Raw genomic sequence first — 24,922 nt, forward strand, 5'->3', positions numbered from 1 at the left:
TCCGCGCGAAAGCCGGCCACAGCTTTCGCGAGGATGCCGGGACGGCAACGTCATGACGGGAGACATCACCGTGACCGTACAGGACGGGAAGGTGCCGGCCACGGGGCCGACCATGGCCGATTTCCGCAACCTCGCCGACGCGCTGCCGCAGCTCGCCTGGATCGCCGAGGCCGACGGCAACATCGTCTGGTACAATCGCCGCTGGTACGACTACACCGGCACGACGCCCGCCGAGATGGCCGACCACGGCTGGCGCAAGCTGCACCATCCCGATCACCTCGACCGCGCCGCCGCGCGCTTCTCCGCCTGCATCGCGGCCGGCGAGTCGTGGCACGACACCTTCCCCCTCCGTGGGCGGGACGGCCGCTACCGCTGGTTCCTGTCGCTCGCCGAGCCGGTGCGCAACCCGGACGGCGCCATCGTGCGCTGGTACGGCACCAACACCGACGTCACCGAGACGCGCCTCGCCCAGGACGCGCTCGGCCATTCCGAGCAGCGCTTCCGGGCGCTGGTGGACGCCTCCGCCGCCGTGATCTGGAACACCACGGCCGAGGGCGAGCTGATGCCGCCCCAGCCGCGCTGGGCCGCCTATACCGGCCAAAGCGACGAGGCCTACCAGGGCTGGGGCTGGGTCGATGCGGTCCATCCCGAGGACCGGGCGCGGGCCGCCGAGGTCTGGGCCGAATGCGTCGAGGCGGTGAAGACCTACGAGGTCGAGTACCGCCTGCGCCGCCACGACGGGGTCTGGCGCGACATGGAGGTGCGCGGCGTGCCGGTGCTGGCCGCCGACGGCACGATCCGCGAATGGGTCGGGCTCAACATCGACATCACCGCCCGGAAGGAGGCCGAGGCCGCGATCGAGCAGGCCCGCGCCGCGGCGGAGGCGGCGAACCTCGCCAAGAGCCAGTTCCTGGCCAACATGAGCCACGAGCTTCGCACCCCGCTCTCGGCGGTGATCGGCTATTCCGAGATGCTCGGCGAGGAGTTGGAGGATCTGGGCCAGGCCGAGCTGCTGCCGGACCTGCGCAAGATCGAGGCCTCCGCCCGCCACCTGCTCGGCCTCATCAACGACGTGCTCGATATTTCCAAGATCGAGGCCGGGCGGCTGACGCTGGCGGCGGAAACCTTCGACGTGGCGACGCTGATCGAGGACGTCACCGCCGCGACGCAGTCGCTCATCACGAAGAAGCGCAACCACTTCCGCCTCGACATCGAGGGCGATCCGGCGATCGGCCTCGGCGCGATGCATCAGGACCAGCTGAAGCTGCGCCAGTCGCTGATCAACCTGATCGGCAACGCGGCCAAGTTCTCGGAGGACGGGGAGATCGTCCTCTCCGTGCGGCGTTTCCGGGAGGACGGGGCCGACTGGATCCGCTTTGCCGTCTCCGACACCGGCATCGGCCTGACCGAGGAACAGATCGGCCGGCTGTTCGAGCGCTTCTCCCAGGCCGACGAATCCACCACGCGGCAGTTCGGCGGCACCGGCCTCGGGCTCGCCATCACCCGCGCCTTCGTCGAGCGCATGGGCGGCACGATCGGCGTGGAGAGCACCTTCGGCGCGGGCGCGACCTTCACCATCCGCCTGCCGGCGGAGATCGACGCCCACGAGGAGGAGGTCCAGGCGGAGAGCGTGGCCGCCCGCGTCCACGAGATCACCGAGGGCGAAGCGCACCTGCACGACGTGGTGCTGCTCGTCGACGACGACCCGGCCGCCCGCGACCTGCTCCAGCGCTTCCTCGAACGCGAGGGGTTTCGCGTGCGCACCGCGAACGACGGCCGGGCCGGGCTGACGTTGGCCCGCGCCCTGAAGCCGCGGGCGATCCTCCTCGACATCGAGATGCCGCGCATGGACGGCTGGGCGGTGCTGCACGCGATCCGCACCGATCCCGAGATCGCCGAGACGCCGGTCATCATCACCAGCGTGGTCAACGAGTTCAGCCTCGCCCACGTGCTCGGCGCCACCGACTACATGGTCAAGCCGATCGACTGGGGCGCGCTCAAGGACGCGATGGAGCGCTACCGCCCGGTGGACCGCGAGGGCAGCGTGCTCGTGGTCGATGACGATGGCGATGCCCGCGAGCGGGTGCGCCGCACGCTCCAGCGCGACGGCTGGCAGGTGCGCGAGGCCGAGAACGGCGCCGCCGCCCTGGAGAGCCTCGACGCGGAACGCCCGAGCCTGATCCTGCTCGACCTGATGATGCCGGTGATGGACGGCTTCGCCTTCCTGCGGGCCCTGCGCGGGCGCCCGGACGGGGACAGCATCCCCGTGGTGGTGCTCACCGCCAAGGAGATCACGACGGAGGAGAAGGAGAGCCTGGGCGCCCAGGCCGACCGGCTGATCATGAAGGGCTCGATGAGCCTGTCCGAGATCGGCCGGCAGTTGCGCGACCTCTACGCCCGCCAGGACGGCACGCCGCTGCCGGGCCAGCTCCAGGGGCTGATCGACAAGCTGCCGCCGTAGGGTTCGCCCGTTTCTGCCGACCCGCTGCCTTGTACGGTTCCTGTCGATCGCTTCGGTCAGGGCTGTCCCCTCCCCCTTGTGGGGAGGAGAGGGGGCGAGGCCAACGGTGATCAATCGGAAACGGTATCAGGGGGAGGCAGCGGTCGGGAGATCGGCCCCATCCCGCGCTCCCGCCATCGCCCGCGCCAGCGCCTCGTAGACCCGCGGGTCCGTCATCTGCGCCACGTTGAAGCGCATGAAGCCGCCCGCCGTCTGCGCGACGCTGAAGACGTTGCCGGGGGCCAGCACCAGACCTTCCGCCAAGCCGGCGCGGGCGAGTGACGCCGCGTCGTGCCCGTCGGGCAGGCGGCACCAGAGGGTGAAGCCGCCGCGCGGCACGATCCAGGGGACGACGCCGAGCGATCCGAGCCGGGCGGCGGCCTCCCGGCGCGCCCGCGACAGGCGGCGGCGCAAGGCGTCCAGATGCTTGCGGTAGCTGCCGTCGGCGAGCGTGCCGGCGATCAGCTCGGCGGCGATCGGGCTCGGGCCGCCGAAGCTCGTCGCCACCTGGAGATCGACCAGGGCCTCGATCCAGTCGGCGCGAGCGGCGATGAAGCCGCAGCGGATCGAGGCGGAGAGCGTCTTGGAAAAACTGCCGATGCGGATCACGCGGGTCAGGCCGTCGAGGGCGGCGAGCCGGGTCGAGGGCTCGGGCTCCAGGTCGGCGAAGATGTCGTCCTCGACGATGGTGAGGTCGTGCGCCGCCGCGAGCGTCAGGAGCCGGTGGGCGGTCTGGGGCGAGAGCGTCGCGCCGGTCGGGTTGTGGAGCGCGGAATTGGTGACGTAGAGGCGCGGACGATGCTCGGCGAGCGCCGCGGCGAAGGCCGCGAGGTCGGGCCCGGTCGGCGTGTAGGGCACGCCGACGATCCGCACCGCGTGCACGCGCAGCAGGGCCTGGAAGTTGAAGTAGCAGGGATCGTCCACCAGCACCGTGTCACCGGGCCGCAGCAGGAAGCGGCCGATCAGGTCGATCGCCTGCGTGCCCGAGGCCGCGAGCAGCACCTGATCCGCACTTAGCTCGATCCCCTCCCCCGCCATCCGGCGCACAAGGTGACGGCGCAGGGCCGGCGCGCCGCGGGCGGCGCCGTACTCGGTGAGCACCGCGTCCCCGGCGCGGCCGAGGCCGCGCACGGCCCGGCGGATCGCCCCGTTCGGCATCCACTCGGCCGGAAGCCAGCCGCAGCCCAGCTTGAACATGTCCGGTCCGGAATCGAGCGACTGGCGCGAGACCCAGAGCGGATCGATCGCCCGGTCGCGCCGCGGCTCCGCCTCCGTGAGCGCCAGCGGCGAGACCGCGCCCGAGACGGTGAAGCCGGAGCCCGGCCGGGCCTGGATCAGCCCCTCCGCCGCCAGCCGGTCGTAGGCTTCGACCACGGTCGAGGGCGAGACGCCCATGGTCGCGGCGAAGCGGCGGATCGAGGGCAGCTTCTCGCCCGGAGTCAGCACCCGCGCGGCCAGCTTTTGGCGGATCGCCGCCATCACCGTTCCGGTGCGCCCGCCCGCTTTGTCCGTCATGGCACGATCGCCCATGCGTACTGATCCTGAAACCCATACAGTTCGGAGAAAACCGTACGGCACCGTTTCTGTCGCGGCTGCGGCCTGCTGGCTAGTCTCGCGCGGGCTTGAGAGGCGAACGATGCCGCGACGAAACACGAACGACCAGGTCCGGACGACCTGGGAAGGCTGGGGCCACGGCCTCCTCGGCGTGCTCATCTTCAGCGGGTCGCTGCCGGCGACGCGGGTGGCGGTCGGCGGCTTCACGCCGCTCTTCCTCACCGCCTCGCGCGCCGTGATCGCCGCCGGGCTCGGGGCGGCCCTGCTGGGGCTGCTGCGTCAGAAGCGGCCGGCGCGCGGCGATCTCGGGCCGCTCGCCGTGGTAGCGCTCGGCGTGGTGATCGGCTTTCCCCTGCTCACGGCGCTGGCGCTGCGGCACATCACGTCGGCCCGCTCCATCGTCTTCATCGGCCTGCTGCCGCTCGCCACCGTCCTGTTCGGCCTGCTGCTGCGCGCGGCGGACAGGCCGAAACCCGCCTTCTGGCTGTTCTCGGGCGCGGGCAGCCTGCTCGTCGCGGGCTTCGCCCTGGTGCGGAGCGAGGGCGCCGACCCGACGGGCGACGGGCTGATGCTGGGCGCGATCCTGCTGTGCGGCCTCGGCTATGCCGAGGGCGCCCACCTCTCGCGCCGGCTCGGCGGCTGGCAGGTCATCTCCTGGGCGCTCCTGCTCGCCTCCCCCGCCATGGCCGTGCTGGCGCTGGCGACGCTGCCCGAGACGTGGCGCGGGATCGGCCTGCCGGCCTGGGCCGGGCTCGGCTACGTCTCGGTCTTCAGCATGCTGGTCGGCTTCGTGTTCTGGTATCGCGGGCTGGCGCTCGGCGGCATCGCCGGGGTCGGGCAGCTGCAACTGCTCCAGCCTTTCTTCGGCCTGGCGCTCGCCGGCCTCGTGCTGCACGAGCCGGTCGAGGGCACGATGGTCGCGGTCGCCGCCGGGGTGGTGCTGTGCGTCCTCGCCGCGAAACGCTTCGCATGAGGCGGTGTCCGCCTGATCAGAGCGGACACCGTGTCAGCGGGCCCGCGCGGCGCGTGAGCGACGCCCAAATCCGCCATCCCGAGGGGATCGATCGGATTTGGCAGAGGCGGTTCCGTTCAGAAGCCGCCCGCCTGCTCGAAGTCGAGATAGGCGGTCTCGATCACGATCTGCGTGCGGCTGATGACTTCGAGCTTGCGCAGGATCTCGGAGACATGCGCCTTCACCGTCGAGTCGCCGACCTGCAGCTCGTAGGCGATCTGCTTGTTGAGCTTGCCCTGGCGGATCATGCCGAGCACCCGCATCTGCTGCGGGGTCAGGCGGGCGATCCGCTCGGCGATCGGCGCCTTGTCGCCGCCCCGCGCCGGGGTCGGGCTCGCAGCGAGGTCGGCCGGCATGAACAGGGCGCCGCCGAGCACCTCGGAGATCGCCCGCGTCAGGGTCGCCTTGTCGACGGCCTTCGGCACGAAGCCCGCCGCGCCGTGGCGCAGGGCCTCCTGCATCACGCGCGGCTCGGTGACGCCGGAGACGATCAGGATCGGCACGCGGGGAAAGCGCGCCCGGATCGTGGTGAGCCCCTCGAAGCCGGTCACGCCCTGCATCGAGAGGTCGAGCAGGGTCAGGTCGATGGCGGGGTCGCGGGCCAGGATCTCGCAGGCCGCGCGGATGCCGTCGGCCTCGTGCAACTCCGCCTTCGGAAAGGCCAGGGCGATGGCGCTCGCCAGCGCCTCGCGGAAGAGCGGATGGTCGTCGACGACGAGGAGGCGCAGGGCGTTCGCGGCTTCGAGCGGTGCCGCGGCCCCGGAGGCGCCGTCGAAGTCCGATGCTGGGTGAGCCGTCATCGCGATCATGCCTTCCGGCGGGCCGCGCTCCCCGGCATGCGGCCCCTTTCGCGGACCGTTTTACGGCATTTCGGGCGGCGCCGCTGTCCGTCTTTCGTCTACCGCGCGCCGGGACCCTACGGACGGCGCGGCCCGACCCGCTCACGCCCCTTCGAGAACGAGCTGGCGCCGGCCCGGACGATGCCCCTCCGAGCCGGTCTCGCGGAAGCCGAGCTTGTGCAGCAGGCCCCAGGAGGCGACGTTGCCGGGCCGGCACTCGGCCACGACGACGCGGCGCGGGAAGCGGCGGCGCAGGCAATCGATGGTCGCCGAGACGGCCTCGGCCCCGAAGCCGCGGCCGCGGGCGGCGCCCCCGACCCAGTAGCCGATCTCGACCGCCCCCTCGCCCCGCAGATGCGCGCCGACGACGCCGACGAGCGCGGCGCTCTCTCGACCGGTCCCGCCGGCCTCGCCGTCGCGGCTCCAGGCGCCGAGGAAGCGGTCGCGCCCGTGCCGGGCGGAGCCGATCAGCGCCTCGGCATCCTCGAGGGTGAAGGGGTCGGCGAGGAAATCGACGGCGCCGAGGATCGCGGGATCGTCGGTCAGATCGCGCAGGGCCGGCGCGTCCCGGTGCGCGAGCGGCGCGATCGACAGCCGCGCGGTCTCGAAGCCGGGCAGGTCGGTCAGGCTGTCGCGGCGGGCGCGGCGGAAGAGCATGGCGGGGCTTTGACGCCTTTGACGCGCGGAAGAGTGGGTAAACGAACGAGGCCGCCCGCCTCATCCATCACATTCCGAGAAATTCTCGGCTCGAAAAAAATCCCTCGGCCCGGCATGGGAGACCTGCGGGCCGGTGCGCGAACCAACGCGGCGGGCACCGGTTGCCCTGCCAGGAGACCCCGATGACCGATAGCCGTGACGAGATCCGGGGTGACACCCGCTTCGAACCCCAGGCGCCGCTGAGCGTCGCCGCGCGCAGCGCCTGCCCGCGCTGCGGCCGCGGCCACCTGTTCAAGGGTTTTCTGGAGATCGCCCCCCGCTGCGATGCCTGCGGGCTCGACTTCTCCTTCGCCGACCCGGCCGACGGCCCGGCCTTCTTCGTGATGATGACCACGGCGATCCCCGCGGTGGCCTTCGGCCTGTGGCTGGAGCTGACCTACGATCCGCCGATCTGGCTCCACTTCGTCCTGACGCTGCCCGTGGTGCTGCTCACCTGCACCCTGCCCTTGCGCTTCTTCAAGGGCTGGCTGGTGGCGAGCCAGTACGTGCACCGGGCCGAGGAGGGACGGCTCGCCCGTCCCGCGGCACGGCCGGCCGAGGCGACCGGGCCGGACGGTCCCGGCCCGCGCTGAGCGCAAAAGCAAGAGCCCGCCCCGTTCGGCACGGGGCGGGCTCCTGTCACGGGTCGGGCGCCGGGTTGCGGGCGCCGGGCGTCAGTGCGCGGGCGCGACGGTCGCCGGCGGGTGGATCACCATCTCGGTGAACGGGTAGACGTAGGCCTGGAGCATCACGAGGCCGCCGACGAGGCAGGCCAGTACGATCGAGTGCCAGAACACGAAGCGCAGGATCTTGCTCTCCTGGCCGAAATAGCCGGTGGCGGTCGAGGCCACGACGATCGACTGGGCGTCGATCATCTTGCCCATCACGCCGCCCGACGAGTTCGCCGAGGCCATTAGGATGCCCGACAGGCCGAGCTGCTCGGAGGTGATCCGCTGCAGGCCGCCGAACAGCACGTTGGAGGCGGTGTCCGACCCCGTCAGCGCGACGCCGAGCCAGCCGAGCAGGGTGCCGAAGAACGGGTAGAGAATGCCCGTGCCGGCGAAGGCCAGGCCCAGCGTGGCGTCGACGCCGGCGTAGCGGGTGAGCACGCCGAGGGCGAGCATCGCCGCGATGGTGATGAGCGAGTAGCGCAGCACCCAGATCGTCTCGAAATAGGCGGTGACGAGACGCACCGGCGAGAAGCGCATGATCAGGCCGGAGATGATCGCGGCGAAGAGCACGCCCGTGCCGGTGTAGGACATGTAGGTGAAGTTGAAGATCGCGGCCTCGGCCTTCGGCGCCGCCTCCACGGGCGGCACCTTCATGATCATGTTGTGCAGACCCGGCACCTCGTATTTCCACGAGAAGATCGGGTTCACGATGCCCTTGAACCAGCCGGTGCCCCAGATCGCGACGATGATCGAGAGGATGATCCACGGCACCCAGGCCATCAGGATCTCCTGCGAGGAGGCGGTGCGGCCGCCGAGCTGGACCTTCGGCAGGTCGCCGGGGACGCCCGCGCCGAGGGAGGCCGGACGCGGCTCGCCGTAGCCGATCGACGGGTCGTGGCCGCGCAGGGCCGGCGAGGTCCAGACCTGGGCCGGACGCCAGACCTTCAGGAAGGCGACCAGCGCCGCCATCGAGACCAGCGAGGCGCCGATATCGACGATCCAGGGGTTGATGTAGTTCGAGATCAGGAACTGCGCCGCGGCGAACGAGATGCCGCAGACCGCGATCGGCGGCCAGATCGCCATCATGCCGCGGAAGCCCGCGAACACCCAGATCAGCCAGAACGGCACGATCACCGAGAAGAACGGCAGCTGCCGGCCGATCATCGCGCCGAGCACGTAGGGGTCGTAGCCCGTCACCGAGGCGAGGCCCTGGACGGGCGCGCCGAGCGCGCCGTAGGCCACGGGGGCGGTGTTGGCGATGAGCGAGAGGCCGGACGCCGCCAGCGGCGAGAAGCCGAGGCCGATCAGGATGGCGCCGGTGACGGCCACCGGCGTGCCGAAGCCGCCCGCGCCCTCGAAGAAGGCGCCGAAGGCGAAGGCCACCAGCAGGAGCTGGATGCGCCGGTCCTCGGTGATGCCGGCCACCGATTGCTGCAGGATGGCGAACCAGCCCTTCTCCACCGTCAGGCGGTAGAGGAAGATGACGTTGAGGATGATCCAGCCGATCGGGAACATGCCCGTGACCATGCCGAGGATCGTGGCGCGGACGGCGAGATCCGTCGGCATGCCGAACGCGACCACCGCCACCAGAAAGGCGACGAGGAGGGCGAGAACCGCGGCGATGTGGACCTTGATCTTACCGCTCGCGATCATGCCGAGCAGGGCGATGACCGGTAGCGACGCGACGAAGGTCGAGAGCCACTGGCTCCCGAATGGATCGTAGACCTGATTCCAGGGTGTCACGGGCTCTGCCCTCCTCCCAGATCCCGATCTTCCGCCGGGATCTCCTGGCAAAGGGTGCTAGCAGAGCCGCCAAGCCTGCTCAACGGACGCGATCATGTATTCAATCCGTGTCCCGAGCGATGTTTGCCGGGTGACGCTTTTTTGGCACCGCGGGCGGCGGACCTTTTTTGCGCGGGGTGAGCGATTGTTCGGGGGGCGTGCGGAACTGTGCCGGGAGAGTCCGGTTCCCGCTGGACGCCCCCGGGCGATTCCCGAACGCAGCGAGAGGGACTTCCTCCCATGTTCATGCGCGTCGACAAGTTACAGGCCGAGCTTCCCGCCCCGAAACGCAGGGATCCGAACGCGGCCGCAGCGCTGCAGGAACTGCTCGGCGGCAAATACGGCGAGATGTCCACGCTCGGGAACTATATGTTCCAGAGCTTCAACTTCCGCAGCAAGGACAAGCTCAAGCCGTTCTACAGCCTGGTTTCCAGCATCACGGCGGAGGAACTCGGCCATGTCGAGCTCGTGAGCAACGGCGTGGCCATGCTCAACAACGGGCCCGACAACGACGGCGACGAGACGGACGGGGGCGACATCTCGGGCGCGCCCTTCGAGGACATGAAGGATATCCGTCTCGCCGCGGCCTTCCTCTCGAACGGCGGCGGCGCGGCGCCGATCAACAGCAACGGCGCGTCCTGGAACAACGACTTCATCACCTCGACGGGCAACGTCGTCGTCGATCTCCTGCACAACTTCCACCTCGAATGCGGCGCGCGCCTGCACAAGCTGCGCGTCTACGAGACCCTGTCCGACCCGACGGGGCGCGAGGTCTGCGGCTACCTGCTGGTGCGCGGCTCGGTCCACGCCCACGCCTACGCGCTGGCGCTCAAGCAGATCACCGGCGTCGATCTCGACAAGTTCCTGCCGACGCCGAACATCAACCTCGACAAGATCCCCGAGTGCCAGAAGTACCTGCAGGAGGGCTCGCACCGCCGGCTCTACACCTGGAGCCCGAACGATTACCGGGACATCGCCGGGATCTGGAACAGCGGCGAGCACGCGCTGCCGGGCGATCCGCCGGGTGAACTGGAGGTCGTCGAGGGCATGCCCGACGGCGGCAAGATCCACCAGCTCACCGGCATCCCCTCGGCCTTCGCGCCCGACTACGCGCCGGAGGAGATGTTCGAGATCGCGCAGAAGCTGACGAAGAAGGCGCGCTGAGGCGACCCTCGGCCGGTCCGATCGTGCGTCGATCCAGGCGGCCGCACGACAGCATTCGCCTGAGGTCGTGCGGTTTCTCGCGCGGCCTCAGGCGGCGCGCACGGTCTGAAGGAAACGGGAGACCTCCGTATTGAGGTGCTCCGACTGCTGCGACAGTTCGGACGCTGCCGACAGCAGATGGCCGGCCGCGTTCCCGGTTTCCTCGGAAGCCTGCGCCACACCGGTGACGCTGGAGGTGACCTCGTTCGTGCCGCTCGCGGCCTGGGCCACGTTGCGCACGATCTCCTGCGTCGCCGCACTCTGCTGCTCGACCGCCGCCGCGATGCTGGCGGCCGTGCTGTCAATGTCGCGGATGCGGTTGGTGATGCCGCCGATGGCGATGACCGCCTGATCGGTCGCGCCCTGGATTGCCCCGATCTGCCCGGCGATCTCGTCCGTGGCGCGCGCCGTCTGGCCGGCGAGTTCCTTCACCTCCGTCGCCACCACGGCAAAGCCCCGGCCCGCCTCGCCCGCACGCGCCGCCTCGATCGTCGCGTTGAGCGCCAGCAGATTCGTCTGCGAGGCGATGTTGGAGATGAGCCCGACCATGTCGCCGATCTTGGCGGAGGTGAGCTTCAGCGTCTGAACGAGACCCGCCGTCTTGTCGGCCTCGGCGACCGCCATCTGAGCCAGTTCGGCCGAGCCCTGCACTTGGCGCCCGATCTCGCGAACCGAGGCGCCCAGCTCCTCGGCTGCGGCGGCCGCCGCTCCGACGGTCGAGGATGCTTCCTCGGCGGAGGCCGCGACGGAGACCGAGCGGGACGCCGTCTGAGCGGCGGTGGATGTGAGTTGCTCGGCGGTGGCGCGAAGCTCGGTGGCGGACGAGGACACCATCCCGACGATGCTGCCCACTGCCGCTTCGAACCCGTCCGCCATCTGGCGCATGCCGGCCTTGCGCTGCTCCGCGGCCGAGGCGCGGGCCTGCTCGGTTTCCTCTTCCAGGCGGCGGGTCCGGATCAGATTGACCCGCGAGGCCTCGACCGCACCGGCGATGGCACCGATCTCGTTGGTCCGATCGAGGTGGGGAACATCCGTCTCCGCGTCACCCTCCGCCAGCCGCCGCATCCGGCCGATCAAGCGATCGAGCGGGCGCGTCAATCCGAGAATGACGAAGGCCAAGCCGGCCAGGGCGATCGCGAGGGCGACACAGCAGAGCACAACCGTCATCCGGATCGCATGTCCGTAGGCGCTCTCTGCGTCAGCCTTGGACTGGTCCCCACCCTTGATGTTGAGCGCGGTGTCCTCATCGAGCTGCTTCAGGGCGGCATCGAAGGAGGCGCGCGAGGCGGCGAAAAGCTCCCTCATCCGCTTGTGGTCGTTGTCGTAGGCGGCGGCTTTGAGCTGGGTCCGCACACCGAGATAGTCGGACCAGGACCGGCGATACGCATCCCAGAGGTTTCGCTCTTCATCGCTCGCAATCAGCGACGCGTAGCGATCAGCCGTCCGGGCGGCTTCGGCAAGGCGCTGCTCCGAGATCCTGTCCAGCTCCGCGACAGGTTCGACCGCCGTGACGAAGCGCGCATCCACGAGACGCAGACGCGTGATCCTGTATTTCAATTCGCCGAGTTCGCGCACACTCGGCATCCAGTTTTCGGACAGTTCGCTCGCCCTGTCCCTGACGGTCCGCAACTGCGATGTCGCGACGACGCCTTGGACGACGATTGCAATCGATAGTCCGCCGATCAAGGTGAACAATGTGCCTTTGATCTTCAAACTCATCGCTGGCCCCGTAGCCGTCCAGCGCGATATTGGACTAACGAACGTAAAGATGTCGTAAAAAGATTATCATTTGTCAAGAATGCGCCGTCCCCCTGGCCTATTGCAGGGAGGGGGGGACGGCGCAATGAAGAAGCAAATGGAGGGGACGTCACCGCCCCATGCGCGCCGCCCGCCACAGCCGCCACAGGCGGCGCCAGCGGGCGATCTCGATCACGCTGTTGAGCGGATCGTAGCCGGGGCGCTCCATCGCCGCGAGATAGGGCTCCACCAAAGCCGTCGGCAGGAAGGCCGGCCGGGCGGCGGGGGCGATGGTGGCGCGGGCCGCCTCGCAGGCAGCGAGATGGCGGCGCGCCAGCGCCCGCAGCTCGGCGCAGCTGCGCACGAGGCCCGGTCCGCCGCGGCCCGAGACGATGTCCTCGCGGGTGACGCCGTTCTGGCGCAGCAGGTCGCCCGGCAGGTAGACCTGTCCCTGGCGCGCGTGCCAGGGCAGCGACCGCAGCAGGCCGGTGATGCCGTAGGCGACGCCCGCATGGCCGGCCGCCGCCGCGCCGCCGGGCTCGGCCCCCTCGGCGAGCACGAGGCCGGAGAGGCGGATCAGCGACGAGGCGGTCTCGCCGCAATAGCCCTCCAGGTCGTTCACCCGCGGCATCGGGTCGTCGTAGAGGTCGAAGACCCGGGCATCGATCAGGTCGACGAAGGGCTGGCGTCCGAGGCGGCGCACGACGATCGCGTCCTCGAGCGCCGCGGCGACGGGGTTGGCGCGCACGTCGCCCCGCGCCTCGCCCTGGAGCGCGTCGCGCCACCATTGCAGGCGGATCTCGCCGGCCATCGGGTTCGAGGCCGCCTCGCGGACGCGGGCGATGGTCAGGCTGAAGGCGGCGAGCGCGAAGAGGTGCGGGCGGAAGGCGGCGGGCGCGAACAGGGCGGCGAAGTAGCGGTCCGGGTCGCCCTCGCGCACCAGCTCCTCGCAGTGCCGGAAGGCGAAGGCGAGGCCGCCGTTGCCGGCCTCCGGGCTCGTCTCGGTTCGGGTCTCGGGGCGCGTCATGGAGCGGGGCTCATGCGGCGTTCTGGAACTCAGGTGACGGCGATCAGCGCGGCCGCGACCTTGCGGTTCTCGGCCATCAGGATGTTGTAGGTGCGCGCCGCCGCCCCCGTCTGCATGGCATCGACGCCGATGCCCGCGGCCTTCAGGCGCTGGCGCAACGCGTCGGGCAGGAACACGATGTCGGCGCCGGTGCCGATCAGGAGCAGTTCGATCCCCTCGGCCTCGGCGATCACCGGCGCGAGGCTCGGCCCGTCGATGGCGGACGGGGCGCTCACGTCCCAGGCGCGGATGCCCGAGGGCAGCAGCAGGATCGAGCCGCGATGGGACATCTGCCCGAAGCGGAAGCCGCCATTGCCGTAGGCGTCGATGCCGTGGCGGCCGGGCAGGAAGCCGTCGTGGATCTGACCCGGTACCCGTCCCTCGCTCACGCCGCGCCTCCCGTCATCCCGTACCGGACGATGTCGGACGCCCGGTCGCCGGCCGCTTCCCCTCGGCTGCGACGGGGCCGCGGGCGTTCGGCGGGAGACACTTACTCGGCCGCCTGAGGCACGCCGGCCTCGCGATGCGACGCCTTCGAGCCCGACAGGCGCAGGCCGATATAGATCAGCGCCGGCGTCGAGACGAAGATCGCCGAGTAGGTGCAGATCACCACGCCGCAGAGCATCACCACGGCAAATCCCTTGATCGCCTCGCCGCCGAACAGCACCAGCGCCACGAGCGACAGGGTGGTGGAGAGCGAGGTCATCACCGTGCGCGACATGGTGGAGTTTATCGAGAGGTTCAGGAGCTCGACCACCGGAATCGTCTTGTAGCGGCGCATCAGTTCGCGGGTGCGGTCGAACACCACCACCGTCTCGTTGAGCGAGTAGCCGACGATTGTCAGGATCGCGGCGATCGAGGTCATGTTGAACTCGATGCGGGTGATGATGAACACGCCGACCGTGAGCACGATGTCGTGCAGGGTGCCGACGATGGCGCCGAGCGCCAGCTCGCGCTCGAATCGGAACCACAGGTAGAGCAGCACGGCGAGCACCGAGAGCACGACGCCGACCGTGCCGGACTGCACCAGCTCGCCCGAGACGCGCGGGCCCACCGTCTCGGTGCGGCGGAAATCGTAGCCCGCGTCGAAGGCGGCGTGCGCCTTCTGCATCACCGCGGTCTGGCCCTGCTCGCCGGGCTGGAGCGGGAAGCGCACCAGCACCTGCCCCTGGCCGCCGAGCTCCTGCACCTCGGTCTCGCCGAAGCCGAAGCCGTTGGCGGTGTGGCGGATCTCGGCGACGTCCGCCGTGTGGCCGGCCTTGGCCTGCAGCTCGACCAGGGTGCCGCCCTTGAAGTCGATGCCGAAATTGAGCCCGACCGTGAGGAACAGCACCAGGGTCACGACCGACATCACCGCCGAGAGCGGGAAGGTGACGCGCCGGAACCGCATGAAGTCGAAATGCGATTCGTCGGGCCAGAGGCGGAGCAGGCGCATGGTCGGTCTCGGATCATGAAGGCGCGGCGCACGGGGCCTTGAGCCTTGCGAAGCGGTCTCGCGGCCCGCGTCAGACGGGCCGCGCGTCATCCCCGAACGGGGTTCGTCAGAACGGCAGGGCCTTCGGCCGGAACCAGTTGTACCACACCGCGATCATCATGCGCGTCAGCGTCACGGCGGTGATGACCGTGGTGAGGATGCCGAGGATGAACACCACGGCGAAGCCCTTCACCGGGCCCGAGCCCATGAAGAATAGGAGCAGGGCGGCGATCGCCATGGTCGAGTTCGAATCGATGATGGTGGCGAACGCCCGATCGAAGCCGGCCTGGAGCGCCGAGACCAGGGAACGGCCGGAGCGCGCCTCCTCGCGCATGCGCTCGTAGATCAGCACGTTCGAGTCGACCGCGGTGCCGATGGTGAGCACGATGCCGGCGATGCCGGGCAGCGTCATCGTCGCCTCCAGCACCGACATCAGGCCGAGGATCAGGCCGACATGGACGATCAGCGCGATGTTGGCGATGAAGCCGAAGGTGCCGTAGGTCGCGAACATGAAGGCGATGACGAGGCCGGCGGCCACCAGCGTCGCCATCTTGCCGGCCTCGATCGAGTCGCGGCCGAGGCCGGGGCCGACCACGCGGCGCTCGACGACGGTGAGCTTGGCCGGCAGCGCGCCCGCCCGCAGCAGGATCGAGAGGTCGTTGGCGTCCTTGACGGTGAAGTTGCCGGTGATCTGGCCCGAGCCGCCGGTGATCGCCGAGCGGATCACGGGGGCCGACTGCACCACGCCGTCGAGCACGATCGCCATGCGCCGGCCGACATTCTCCGAGGTCGCCTGACCGAAGCGCTGGGCGCCGCGCAGGTTGAACTTGAAGCTCACCATCGGCTCGTGGGTCTGCGGGTCGAAGGCGGGCTGGGCGTCGGTGAGGTCGCTGCCGTCGGCCATGACGCGCCGCTCCACCGGCACCTTGGCGCCGCCCTCGTCCTTCGAGGTCAGCAGATCGACGTCGCCCGAGGGCGAATCGGCGATCATGCGGAATTCGAGCTTGGCGGTCTTGCCGAGCTGGTCCTCCAGCTCCTGCGGGTTCTGCAGGCCCGGCACCTGGACGAGGATGCGGTCCGAACCCTGCTGCTGGATCGACGGCTCCTTGGTGCCGCCGAAATCGATGCGCTTGCGCACGACCTCGATCGCCTGGCTCACGGCGCGGCGGGTGCGGTCGTTGACGCCGGCATCGGTGAGGACGAGCTGGATCGTGCCGTTCTCGGACTCGTTGACCGTCAGGGTCTGGCCGCCGGCGGCCAGCGGGTTGTTGATCGGCTGGGCGAGCTCGCGCAGCTTCGGCATCACCTTGGCGCGGGCCGCCGCGTCGGGGATGCGCAGCTCCACGCCGCGGTTGATCACGCGGATGCCGCCCTCGGGCGAGACGGAGGCCTCGCGCAGGATGCGGCGCACGTCGTCGCGCAGGCCCGTGACCATCGAGCGGACGAGGTCGGGCTGGTCGATCTCCAGCAGGATCTGCGAGCCGCCCTGGAGGTCGAGGCCGAGCACGATCGCCCGTTGCGGGATGATCCAGCTCGGGAACCACGACGGCAGCGAGGCCATGAAGGCCTTGCGGCTGTCGGCCGGGATGAAGCTCGGGACGGCCAGGCTCAGGCCGATCAGGATGACGGCGAGCGTCGCGACGATCTTGGTTCTCGAGAAGCGCAGCATCCGCCCGGTTCCGACTTTTTTTGTCATGGGTGCCGGCCGTTCACGGCCGGCACACGCGTGTGGCGCCTCGGAAGGCCTCGCGAAACTCCCGGTCGCTCACCGGTCTCGCTCGGGCGACGACGGCGCGGCGGGAGTCTCGTCGAAGACGCTCAGGAGGCCTTGACCGGGGCGCCCTTGACGCGAACCTCGGAGATCATCGTGCGCACCACCTTCACGCGCACGTTCGGGGCGATCTCGACCTCGATCTCGGAGGCGTCGTCGGCGACCTTGGTGACCCGGCCGACGAGCCCGCCGGTGGTCACGATGGTGTCCTCCCGGCGGACGTTCTTCACCATGCTCTGGTGATCCTTGAGCCGGCGCTGCTGCGGGCGCAGGATCAGGAAGTACATGATCACGAAGATCAGGACGAAGGGCACGAATTGCAACGCGACGTCCGCGCCGCTTCCGGCACCGGCTCCTTGCGCGAAGGCGGGGGTGATCAACGCGAAAACTCCTGATCCGAGGCATGCAGCCCGTCAGGCCCGGCGGCGCCGAGCCTTGCGACGACGAGCCTGCCGAAAAGCGCGCGGACTATAGCGAGGGGCGACTCGAAAGCAACGGCGGGACGATGCATCAGGGGCCGCGCCCTAGTGGTTCCCCTTCTCCGCCCGTTGCGCCTAAAAGGCGTTCTCCCCTGAAACCGGACAAGCCCCCGGACGCCATCATGGCCGCAGAGCCGACGCCCGCCGACCTTCTCCCGCTCCTGGAGCGGATCGCCGCAGCCCTGGAGCGCGCGGCCCCGCCCGCCGTCCCGAAGGTGGACACCGGCGCCGCCGACGCCTTCCTGTGGGGGCCCGAGCGCCGGCTGATTCCGGTGCCGCGGGTCAACCGGGTCGAGATCGGCATCCTCACCGGCATCGACCGGGCCCGCGACACGCTGGTGGAGAACACCGAGCGCTTCGCCCGCGGCCTGCCTGCCAACAACGCCCTACTCTGGGGCGCGCGCGGCATGGGCAAGTCCTCGCTCGTCAAGGCGGCGCATGCGGAGATCAACGCCCGCCGGCCGGAGGGCAGCCGGCCGATGAAGCTCGTGGAGATCCACCGCGAGGACATCGAGGCGCTGCCCGAGCTGATGAGCCTGCTGCGCAACGATCCCCATCGCTGGCTGGTGTTCTGCGACGACCTGTCGTTCGACGCCGACGACACCTCCTACAAGTCGCTCAAGACCGCGCTCGACGGCGGCATCGAGGGGCGGCCGGGCAACGTGCTGTTCTACGCCACCTCGAACCGGCGCCACCTGCTCGCCCGCGAGATGGTCGAGAACGAGCGCTCCACCGCGATCAATCCCGGCGAGGCGGTGGAGGAGAAGGTCTCGCTCTCCGACCGCTTCGGCCTCTGGCTCGGCTTCCACAAATGCAGCCAGGACGAATATCTGGCGATGATCCGCGCCTACGCGGAGCGCCATTCCTTGACGATCGAGCCGGACCGGCTGCGGGCCGAGGCGCTCGAATGGGCCACCACCCGCGGCTCGCGCTCAGGGCGCACGGCGTTCCAGTTCATCCAGGATCTCGCCGGGCGGCTCGGGCAAAAGCTTGAGGGTGTATGATCCTACGGAGTAAGACTTTACCCCTGCGTCGGATGAGATGCTTCTTAAATTGTTTCTGATAGTCTGCGTATTGGGGTGGCTCGGACCGAAAATTTTCTCGTAAATTGACAGGGCGCGCTCGTAAAGCGACTTGGCTCCGGCAGAGCCATCTTGATCTTTGATTACGCCTGCGAGGTTGTTGAGGCTTATGGCCGTTTCGGGATGGTCGGGCCCAAATGCCGCCTGTCGAATGGCCAACGCACGCCGATAGAGGGGCTTGGCCCCGGCATTATCGCCCTGAATCCTGAGTAAGAAGGCAAGATTGTTGAGGGCTGTTGCTGTGCTGGGATGATTCGGTCCAAATGTATTCTCGTAAATAACCAGGGCACGCTGGTAGAGAAGCTTGGCTTCGGCGTGCTCACCCAAATCTGTGAGTAGATTGGCGAGGTTGTTTAAGCTTGTAGCAGTATATTGATGCTCAGTTCCGAGAGATATATTGCAGATATTCAATGCGCGCTGGTATAGAAGCCTGGACTTTGCAAATTCATCTTGAGCCTTGAGCGCAGTGGCGAGGTTGTTGAGGGTTGTTGCCGTATTGGGATGGTTAGGGGGGAGCGCCTTCTCCTGAATGGCTAGAGCGCGCTCGTAGAGAGGCGCAGCCCTGGTATAATTACCTTCGGCGTTGAGTAGACTGGCAACGTTGCTGATAGCTATAGCCGTTTCAGGATGGTCAGGACCAAAAACATTTTCGTGATTGATCAAAGCGCGTTGATAGAGGGGCTTGGCTCCGACATAGTCACCTTGGGCATAGAGCAGGTTCGCGAGACGGTTGAGGCTCAATGTTGTATCGGGGTGGTCGGGGCCCATGTCTTTTTCGCTTAGCGCCAACGCATCACGCCAAAGCGCTGTAGCTTGGGCGAAGTGAACTGACTTTTGGAGAATGTTAGTGAGACTACATAGCCAATCAACATACCCCTGCGAGCCCTGCAATCGACGTAGAAACGCGGCCTCAAATAACGCGAGCACATGCGCATCTGTTAACGTGAGATTAGATCCGACTTGAGCTCGAGCCGTATAGTGTTCAAGCAAGACTTCGATAGAGGAAATTCGCTTTTCTTCGCTGATCTGACTGCGAACTGCTCCGGCCACTACATTGTGGAGGCTTAGAAAGCCATCAGATGAGCGAGTAACAAAAGACATCGCCTCGATTCGTTCGAAACTATCCTGCGGCACGGCAGTACCAAATTTCTGCACCACGCAGGCGAATGCGGCGCGATCAAACCGTTGGGCGACCGAAAGGCGCTCAATTGTTGCCTGAAGCGGATCGCCATAATCACGCAGCACGCGCTCGATCATCTCGATGCAGCGGGCCTCAAAGGTTTCTGCCTCGACCGTAAAAGACTCAGGCAGCACCTTCCCCTTGGATGAAAGGTTGCGCCAATGTTCGACTTGAAGATCGAGCATCAGCGGATAGACTACTGCGTCGGTCTTCGTGGACTCGCGCGCTCCGTCGATGATCGCCTGACGGATAGCCACGTCATCAATCGGAATCGCGGCGAGAAAGGCGTCGGCATCGGCGTCGGCGAGACCGCCGAGGAGATGCTGGTTGCCGGCGAGATCCTCCCGCCAGTCTGGGTCTACGTCCCAGGGCAGACGCTCACGAGAGAAAAATACTGCAAGGAGGCCGTTGGTCTCCTTCAACAAGGTCCGCATATGGCGATCGAACGGATTCTCAATCCAACGTGCACCTGCGCCACCCTGCTCGAAGACGCGCTCGTACTCGTCGATGAGCAGCACCAGACGCTCGGCCGGATTCTGCAACAAGTGATGGTTCAGATCTTGTGCCAGCATCCACGGTAGCAGCGCCGATAATTCGTGAGACGGTTTCAGCGCCCCGGCACCGTCATAGAGTTGCTTGAGGGACTCGCGGGTGCGGTCGAGATAGGCACGCTTCGCCTTGTCGATCACCCAGTTGCCAAGGCGTCTGACAACGAAACCAGCTCCTGGGATCTCGCCGATCGCCTCGCCGATCAACTCCTTGGCCGTATCGCTGCCGAGCCAGCTTCCACCCTCGTCGACTGCATTTCTTGCCGTACCGGTTGCGCGGCCAAGCCAAGGCTTCGTTAGCGTTGGAAACGGCTCCTCTACTCGCGCTGCCTCCCAGGTCAGCGCTAGGGCAAGGTCGAAGGCCGGCAAGTCGATTCCAGCCTCAGCGAAGCCGTTGCGGATCCACACGAGCAACAGATCTGGGTCGGTCTTCGGGCGCCCGTGGAGGTCGAGCAGTGCGCGCCGCAGGAAACCGTAACTAGGATCACCGTCTGAACCGATCTTGCGCATCAGCTCGCGGCAGAGGGCCGTCTTTCCTTGGCCGCCGATGCCATAGAAAACGCGCAAGATCACTCCGTCGGCAGGAATTGCGAAGGCCGCCTTTTCAAAGATGCGCTGCGGCTCCTCGCGATCGACGAAGATGCGGTTAGCCGGTGGAAGCGTAGCGAAACGAGCTGGGGGCATGACTGCAGCGGGAGGGGTCCAACACTTAATTGCAGGATGGCCTGACTTCAGGCCACTGCGCAACGCCGAGCCTCAGCAACAAAAAAGGCGGCTCCGCGAGGAGCCGCCCCTTTCGTCTTCGAGGATGGGAAGAGATCAGCCGCCGAGATGGGGCATCGGGTCGACCGGGGTCGCGCCCTTGCGCAGCTCGAAGTGGAGCTGGGGCGAGGTGACGTTGCCGGTGGCGCCGGACTTGGCGATCGTCTGGCCGCGCTTCACCTTCTCGCCGGGGCGCACGTCGAGCTCGCCGTTATGGGCGTAGGCCGAGACGTAGCCGTTGTTGTGCCGCACCAGCACCAGCTTGCCGTAGCCCTTCACGTCGGAGCCGGCATAGGCCACGGTGCCGTCCTCGGCCGCCTTGACCGGGGTGCCCTCGGGCACGGCGATGTTGATGCCCTCGTTGCCGGCCGAGCCGTAGCCGTTGATGATGCGGCCCTTGGCCGGCCAGCGGAACGACTCGGCCGGCGCCTGCGGGGCCGCCGCGGCCGGGATCGGGGCGGAGGCGTCGGCGCTGGCGACCTTGACCGGAGCGGCGGGCGCCGTCTCCTTCGCGGGCGCCTTGGCCGCTTCCTTGGTCTCCTTGGCCGCGGCCTTGGCGGCCGCTTCCGCGGCGCGGGCCTCGGCGAGCTTCTTGGCGGCGTCCGCCTTGGCCTGCTTGGCCTCGGCCTCGGCCTTGCGGGCGGCCTCCGCCTTCGCGGCTTCCTTGGCCGCGTCCTTCGGATCGACCTTCGTCTCGATCTTCGTATCCGCCTTGGCGACCTTCTCGCCGGCCTTCTGGCCCGGGCGCGGATGCTTGGCGGCCTCGGCGGCCTTCTTCGCCTCGGCGGCCTTGGCGTCGGCGAGCTTCTTCGACTGCGCCGCCTTCTCCGCGGCCTTGGCCTCGGCGGCCTTCGCTTCGGCGATCTTGGCGGCGGCAGCCTGCCGCTCGGCCTCGCGGCGGGCATCCGCGGCCTTGGTCTCGGCGTTCTTGGCGGCGGCCTCGGCGGCGCGCTTCTCCGCGGCCCTTTCGGCGGCCTTGTCGACGGGCTTGCCGAACTGGAGCTTGGGCTGCGGCGCCGGGGCGGAGGCGCGCGGCGTCATCGCACGGCCCGCATCCGGGTTCAGGCCGGACACGCTGCTCGCCATCCCGCCGGAGATCGGCTCGGCGGTCGCCACGCGGGTCGCGGCCTTGGGCGCGGCGGCGCTGATCGCGCCGGGACGCGGCGACAGGGCCGGGCCGGGAGCGGGCAAAGCCTGGGACTGGATCCGCGGGGTGCGGATCGCCGGGGCCGGCGCCATCTCGCCGTCGGCGCCCTCGGCCGGCAGGCTGCCGGTGGCCGAGGGTTCGCCCGTCAGGGAGGCGAACGGGTTGGTGAAGGGATCGCCGAGACGCGACGCGTCCGACGAGCAGGCGGCGGTACCGCCGCCGATCATTCCGATGAGGGCGAAGCGCGACAGCGTCCTCAAGCCCAGAACTTTCCCCCGAACCCGCATCGACGCACCCGTTTGAACACTGACGCAACGTGATGCGCTATTCAAACGGGATTCAGGTTAAGCAACCGTTCCCGAGATCCGCGCGAGGATCAGTTTCGCGCGTGTTCCGTAAAGGTTGAGGAACGTCGGCAACGGAGCCGATCCCGCTCTCGACGCTCCGGCGCCCCGCCTTCGACGGGATGACGGCTACGGCGCGATGGCCCGCCCCGGGGTCAGCGGGCCGAGCCGCAGGGCCGCTCCTTCCGTCCGCGCGAAGGCCGCGGCGGCGTCGCGGGTCAGCGTCACGAGCCGGCTTCCGCGGCCGGTCCAGAACCCCGCCACCAGGCGCCCGCCGGATTTGAGCGCGGCGGGAAGGTGCGGCGGCAGCGCGGCGAGGCTGCCGTTGACGAGGATGCGGTCGTAGCTCCCGCCCCGCACGGCCTCCGCGGCGAGCCCGTCGGCGGTCTCGACGCTGGCCTCGGCGAGATCGGGCCCGAGATGTGTCCGCGCGGCGCGGGCGAGCCCCTCGTAGCGCTCCAGGCTGCGCACATGGGCCGCCCCCAGCCGCGCCAGCAGGGCGGTGACGTAGCCCGTGCCCGTGCCGATCTCCAGCACCCGCACGCCGGGGGCGATGTCGAGGGCGCCGAGCATCGCCGCGACGACGCTGGGCGCGGTCATGGTCTGGCCGCAGGCGAGCGGCAGGGCGATGTCGCGCCGGGCGTGGACGCGCAGGGCCGGCGGCGCGAAGCGCTCCCGCGGCACCCGCTCCATCGCCCGCAGCACGGCGGTGTCGCGCACGCCGCGCTCGCGCAGGGCCAGCACGAAGGCGGCGTTGCCGGTCGCCTCCGCCAGCCCGGCCTCGTCCGGTTCGCCGGCCTCAGACGGCATGGACGCCGGATCGGACGCTCACGCCCGGAACGCCGCCGCGAATCGGGTCAGTTCCGGCTCGTCGGTGAAGTCGAGCCGCAGCGGCGTCACCGAGATGCGGTTCTCGGCGATCGCCTTCAGGTCCGTGCCGTTGCCGGGCTCGAACCGGGCCTTGGCGAAGGCGAGCCAGAAATAGGGGTTGCCGCGCCCGTCGTGGCGGGCGTCGATCTGCAGGAGCGCCTGGTTGCGCTGGCCCTGCGCCGAGACCGCCACGCCCTGCACGTCGCCCGGCTCGCAGTCCGGAAAGTTGACGTTGACGAGGATGCCGGGCTCGATCCCGATCTCCAGGATCTTGCGGATGACCCCCGCGCCGTGCGTGGCGGCGCAGGACCATTTCAGGTTGGCCCGCCCGCCCGCGCCGTAGGCTTGGCTGAGGGCGATCGCGCGGATGCCGAGGATCGTGCCCTCCATCGCCCCGGCGATGGTGCCGGAATAGGTTACGTCCTCGGCGACGTTCTGGCCGCGGTTGACCCCCGACAGAACGAGGTCCGGCTTCTGGTCCTTGAGGATGTGGGCGACCCCCATGATCACGCAGTCGGAGGGCGTGCCCTTCACCGCGAAGCGTTTTTCCGCGATCTGCCGCAGGCGTAAGGGATCGTTGAGCGAGAGCGAGTGCGAGACGCCCGACTGGTCGTATTCGGGCGCGACCACCCAGACGTCGTCGCTGAGTTCGCGGGCGATCCCCTCCAGCGTCTCCAGACCCGGCGCGTGGATGCCGTCGTCGTTGGTGACCAGGATGCGCATCAGGTGTTCGGTCCCTCGATCCGGTTCAAGCCGCCCATGTAGGGCTGGAGCGCCGACGGGATCGTGACGCTGCCATCGGGATTCTGGTAGTTCTCCATCACGGCGATCAGCGCGCGGCCGACCGCGACGCCGGAGCCGTTCAGGGTGTGGACGAAGCCGACCCCCCTGCCCTCCTTCGCCCGGTAGCGCGCATTCATCCGCCGCGCCTGGAAGTCGCCGCAGACCGAGCAGGACGAGATCTCGCGATAGGTCTGCTGGCCGGGCACCCAGACCTCGATGTCGTAGGTCTTCCGGCTCGCGAAGCCCATGTCGCCGGTGCACAGCGTCATGACGCGATAGGACAGGTCGAGCTTCTTGAGCACGGCCTCGGCGCAGGCGAGCATCCGCTCGTGCTCCTCGTCCGACTTCTCCGGGGCGGTGATCGAGACCAGCTCGACCTTGTTGAACTGGTGCTGGCGCAGCATGCCGCGGGTGTCGCGCCCCGCCGCCCCGGCCTCGGCGCGGAAGCAGGGGGTGAGCGCGGTGTAGCGCAGGGGCAGCTCGTCCTCGGCCAGGATATTTTCGCGCACGAGGTTGGTGAGGGGGACTTCGGCGGTGGGGATCAGCCAGAAGCCGTCGCCCGCCGCGAACTGGTCGTCGCGGAACTTCGGCAGTTGCGCCGTGCCGAACATCGCCTCGTCGCGCACGAGAACCGGCGGAACCACTTCGGTGTAACCGTGCTCGCCCGTGTGCAGGTCGAGCATGAACTGACCGAGCGCCCGCTCCAGCCGGGCGAGGTGCCCTTTGAGCACCACGAAGCGCGAGCCGGAGAGTTTCGCGGCCGCCTCGAAATCCATCAGGCCAGTGGCCTCGCCGAGCTCGAAATGCTGGCGGCCCTGGGCGAGGCGCTCGCGGGAGGAATCGAAGCGGCGATACTCGACATTGCCGTGCTCGTCGGCGCCGAGGGGCACGTCCTCCTTCGGCCGGTTCGGGATCGCGGCGAGGCGCGCGTCGAGGGCCTTTTCCGCCTCCCCTTGCGCGGCTTCCAGCCCCGGCGCCTCGTCCTTGAGGCGGGCGACCTCGGCCATCAGTTCGGCGGCACGGGCCTCGTCCTTCGCCTTCTTGGCGGCGCCGATCTCCTTGGACAGCGCGTTGCGCCGCTCCTGGGCGCCCTGCGCCGCCGAGACCGCCGCCTTCCGCGCATCGTCGAGGGCGATCAGCTCGGCGCTCAGGGGCGAGAGGCCGCGGCGCTCCAGATCGCGGTCGAAGGCCTCCGGATTCTCGCGGATGGCGCGGATGTCGTGCATGTCGGGGCTCTTAAGGGTCTTGTGCGCGCGAGGGCCCCGCTTTGCCGCATCGCCCTCCGCATCACAAGAGAGGACGGCCCGGTCGGAAGGAGCTCGAAGCCCGGCTGACGCCGTGACGAACTCCCACCGTGTCCAAACACCGTCATCCCGGGTTCGCCGCCGACGCCTCGAAATGACGGGGGAGCGGCAGTCTTCT

Annotated in this window: 20 protein-coding genes; 5 read left to right on the forward strand and 15 right to left on the reverse strand. The window is 68.9% G+C overall.

The window, feature by feature from the left end; genetic code table 11:
• Positions 1-52 precede the first annotated feature (52 nt).
• Positions 53-2,461, forward strand: a complete 2,409-nt coding sequence (locus tag ABS772_RS24105) for a hybrid sensor histidine kinase/response regulator (RefSeq protein WP_350397218.1) — start codon at positions 53-55, stop codon at positions 2,459-2,461.
• Positions 2,462-2,587: 126 nt separating this feature from the next.
• Here the strand turns inward: ABS772_RS24105 and ABS772_RS24110 are convergent, their stop codons facing one another.
• Positions 2,588-4,015, reverse strand: coding sequence for an aminotransferase-like domain-containing protein (locus ABS772_RS24110; RefSeq protein WP_350397219.1), 1,428 nt, complete (start codon positions 4,013-4,015; stop codon positions 2,588-2,590).
• Between the two features lie 121 nt (positions 4,016-4,136).
• Between ABS772_RS24110 and ABS772_RS24115 the strand changes: the two genes are divergently transcribed.
• Positions 4,137-5,027, forward strand: a complete 891-nt coding sequence (locus tag ABS772_RS24115; protein WP_350397220.1) for a DMT family transporter — start codon at positions 4,137-4,139, stop codon at positions 5,025-5,027.
• A 116-nt stretch (positions 5,028-5,143) separates the two neighbouring features.
• Here the strand turns inward: ABS772_RS24115 and ABS772_RS24120 are convergent, their stop codons facing one another.
• Complete coding sequence (locus ABS772_RS24120; protein WP_350397221.1) at positions 5,144-5,875, reverse strand: response regulator transcription factor; 732 nt, start codon at positions 5,873-5,875, stop codon at positions 5,144-5,146.
• A gap of 132 nt (positions 5,876-6,007) precedes the next feature.
• Complete coding sequence (locus tag ABS772_RS24125; RefSeq protein WP_350397222.1) at positions 6,008-6,562, reverse strand: GNAT family N-acetyltransferase; 555 nt, start codon at positions 6,560-6,562, stop codon at positions 6,008-6,010.
• Positions 6,563-6,744: 182 nt separating this feature from the next.
• On the opposite strand from ABS772_RS24125, the gene ABS772_RS24130 reads away from it, so the two are divergent.
• On the forward strand, positions 6,745-7,194 hold the full coding sequence (locus ABS772_RS24130) for a DUF983 domain-containing protein (protein WP_238255782.1): 450 nt from the start codon (positions 6,745-6,747) through the stop codon (positions 7,192-7,194).
• A gap of 81 nt (positions 7,195-7,275) precedes the next feature.
• On the opposite strand, the gene ABS772_RS24135 is transcribed toward ABS772_RS24130, so the two are convergent.
• Positions 7,276-9,015, reverse strand: a complete 1,740-nt coding sequence (locus tag ABS772_RS24135) for an L-lactate permease (protein WP_350397223.1) — start codon at positions 9,013-9,015, stop codon at positions 7,276-7,278.
• Between the two features lie 279 nt (positions 9,016-9,294).
• Here ABS772_RS24135 and ABS772_RS24140 point away from each other — a divergent pair, with 279 nt between their 5' ends.
• Positions 9,295-10,218 (forward strand): manganese catalase family protein, encoded by a 924-nt coding sequence (locus tag ABS772_RS24140; protein WP_350397225.1) that lies wholly within the window; start codon positions 9,295-9,297, stop codon positions 10,216-10,218.
• A gap of 87 nt (positions 10,219-10,305) precedes the next feature.
• Here ABS772_RS24140 and ABS772_RS24145 read toward each other — a convergent pair whose 3' ends face one another.
• The 6 genes from ABS772_RS24145 to yajC all read right to left on the reverse strand — a co-directional run bounded on the left by ABS772_RS24145 (position 10,306) and on the right by yajC (position 16,685).
• A complete protein-coding gene (locus ABS772_RS24145) occupies positions 10,306-11,976 on the reverse strand; it encodes a methyl-accepting chemotaxis protein (protein ID WP_350397226.1) in 1,671 nt (556 codons plus the stop codon).
• A gap of 148 nt (positions 11,977-12,124) precedes the next feature.
• Positions 12,125-13,021, reverse strand: a complete 897-nt coding sequence (locus ABS772_RS24150) for a phytoene/squalene synthase family protein (protein WP_238256268.1) — start codon at positions 13,019-13,021, stop codon at positions 12,125-12,127.
• Between the two features lie 29 nt (positions 13,022-13,050).
• Positions 13,051-13,449, reverse strand: a complete 399-nt coding sequence (locus ABS772_RS24155) for an Mth938-like domain-containing protein (RefSeq protein ID WP_238256269.1) — start codon at positions 13,447-13,449, stop codon at positions 13,051-13,053.
• Between the two features lie 101 nt (positions 13,450-13,550).
• Positions 13,551-14,495 (reverse strand): protein translocase subunit SecF, encoded by a 945-nt coding sequence (gene secF / locus ABS772_RS24160; protein ID WP_238256270.1) that lies wholly within the window; start codon positions 14,493-14,495, stop codon positions 13,551-13,553.
• 106 nt (positions 14,496-14,601) lie between these two features.
• A complete protein-coding gene (gene secD / locus ABS772_RS24165; protein ID WP_238256271.1) occupies positions 14,602-16,203 on the reverse strand; it encodes a protein translocase subunit SecD in 1,602 nt (533 codons plus the stop codon).
• A 149-nt stretch (positions 16,204-16,352) separates the two neighbouring features.
• Positions 16,353-16,685, reverse strand: coding sequence for a preprotein translocase subunit YajC (gene yajC, locus ABS772_RS24170; protein WP_238256272.1), 333 nt, complete (start codon positions 16,683-16,685; stop codon positions 16,353-16,355).
• A gap of 221 nt (positions 16,686-16,906) precedes the next feature.
• On the opposite strand from yajC, the gene ABS772_RS24175 reads away from it, so the two are divergent.
• Entirely contained in the window at positions 16,907-17,788 is an 882-nt protein-coding gene (locus ABS772_RS24175; protein ID WP_350397227.1) for an ATP-binding protein, read from the forward strand.
• On the opposite strand, the gene ABS772_RS24180 is transcribed toward ABS772_RS24175, so the two are convergent.
• From ABS772_RS24180 to serS, 5 genes are all read right to left on the reverse strand, one after another.
• On the reverse strand, positions 17,717-20,278 hold the full coding sequence (locus ABS772_RS24180) for a tetratricopeptide repeat protein (RefSeq protein WP_350397228.1): 2,562 nt from the start codon (positions 20,276-20,278) through the stop codon (positions 17,717-17,719). The two genes, ABS772_RS24175 and ABS772_RS24180, sit on opposite strands and share 72 nt — an antisense overlap.
• A gap of 135 nt (positions 20,279-20,413) precedes the next feature.
• Complete coding sequence (locus ABS772_RS24185) at positions 20,414-21,790, reverse strand: murein hydrolase activator EnvC family protein (protein WP_350397229.1); 1,377 nt, start codon at positions 21,788-21,790, stop codon at positions 20,414-20,416.
• A gap of 186 nt (positions 21,791-21,976) precedes the next feature.
• On the reverse strand, positions 21,977-22,657 hold the full coding sequence (locus ABS772_RS24190; protein ID WP_350397230.1) for a protein-L-isoaspartate O-methyltransferase family protein: 681 nt from the start codon (positions 22,655-22,657) through the stop codon (positions 21,977-21,979).
• A gap of 18 nt (positions 22,658-22,675) precedes the next feature.
• Positions 22,676-23,440: a 5'/3'-nucleotidase SurE gene (gene surE / locus ABS772_RS24195; protein ID WP_350397232.1), complete on the reverse strand. Its 765-nt coding sequence runs from the start codon at positions 23,438-23,440 to the stop codon at positions 22,676-22,678.
• Entirely contained in the window at positions 23,440-24,726 is a 1,287-nt protein-coding gene (gene serS / locus ABS772_RS24200; protein WP_350397233.1) for a serine--tRNA ligase, read from the reverse strand. Before serS ends, surE begins: the two co-directional genes overlap by 1 nt.
• Positions 24,727-24,922 lie beyond the last annotated feature (196 nt).

The sequence above is a fragment of the Methylorubrum podarium genome (genome assembly GCF_040270385.1).
GTDB classification, from domain to species: Bacteria; Pseudomonadota; Alphaproteobacteria; order Rhizobiales; family Beijerinckiaceae; genus Methylobacterium; species Methylobacterium podarium.

Coding starts and splice junctions, on each gene's coding strand:
- ABS772_RS24180 (WP_350397228.1), bottom strand. CDS start 20,278: ATGCCCCCAGCTCGTTTCGCTACGCTTCCACCGGCTAACCGCATCTTC.
- ABS772_RS24125 (WP_350397222.1), bottom strand. CDS start 6,562: ATGCTCTTCCGCCGCGCCCGCCGCGACAGCCTGACCGACCTGCCCGGC.
- ABS772_RS24145 (WP_350397226.1), bottom strand. CDS start 11,976: ATGAGTTTGAAGATCAAAGGCACATTGTTCACCTTGATCGGCGGACTA.
- ABS772_RS24105 (WP_350397218.1), top strand. CDS start 53: ATGACGGGAGACATCACCGTGACCGTACAGGACGGGAAGGTGCCGGCC.
- ABS772_RS24130 (WP_238255782.1), top strand. CDS start 6,745: ATGACCGATAGCCGTGACGAGATCCGGGGTGACACCCGCTTCGAACCC.
- secF (WP_238256270.1), bottom strand. CDS start 14,495: ATGCGCCTGCTCCGCCTCTGGCCCGACGAATCGCATTTCGACTTCATG.
- ABS772_RS24115 (WP_350397220.1), top strand. CDS start 4,137: ATGCCGCGACGAAACACGAACGACCAGGTCCGGACGACCTGGGAAGGC.
- ABS772_RS24110 (WP_350397219.1), bottom strand. CDS start 4,015: ATGACGGACAAAGCGGGCGGGCGCACCGGAACGGTGATGGCGGCGATC.
- ABS772_RS24190 (WP_350397230.1), bottom strand. CDS start 22,657: ATGCCGTCTGAGGCCGGCGAACCGGACGAGGCCGGGCTGGCGGAGGCG.
- ABS772_RS24140 (WP_350397225.1), top strand. CDS start 9,295: ATGTTCATGCGCGTCGACAAGTTACAGGCCGAGCTTCCCGCCCCGAAA.
- secD (WP_238256271.1), bottom strand. CDS start 16,203: ATGCTGCGCTTCTCGAGAACCAAGATCGTCGCGACGCTCGCCGTCATC.
- ABS772_RS24175 (WP_350397227.1), top strand. CDS start 16,907: ATGGCCGCAGAGCCGACGCCCGCCGACCTTCTCCCGCTCCTGGAGCGG.
- ABS772_RS24150 (WP_238256268.1), bottom strand. CDS start 13,021: ATGACGCGCCCCGAGACCCGAACCGAGACGAGCCCGGAGGCCGGCAAC.
- ABS772_RS24185 (WP_350397229.1), bottom strand. CDS start 21,790: ATGCGGGTTCGGGGGAAAGTTCTGGGCTTGAGGACGCTGTCGCGCTTC.
- surE (WP_350397232.1), bottom strand. CDS start 23,440: ATGCGCATCCTGGTCACCAACGACGACGGCATCCACGCGCCGGGTCTG.
- serS (WP_350397233.1), bottom strand. CDS start 24,726: ATGCACGACATCCGCGCCATCCGCGAGAATCCGGAGGCCTTCGACCGC.
- ABS772_RS24120 (WP_350397221.1), bottom strand. CDS start 5,875: ATGATCGCGATGACGGCTCACCCAGCATCGGACTTCGACGGCGCCTCC.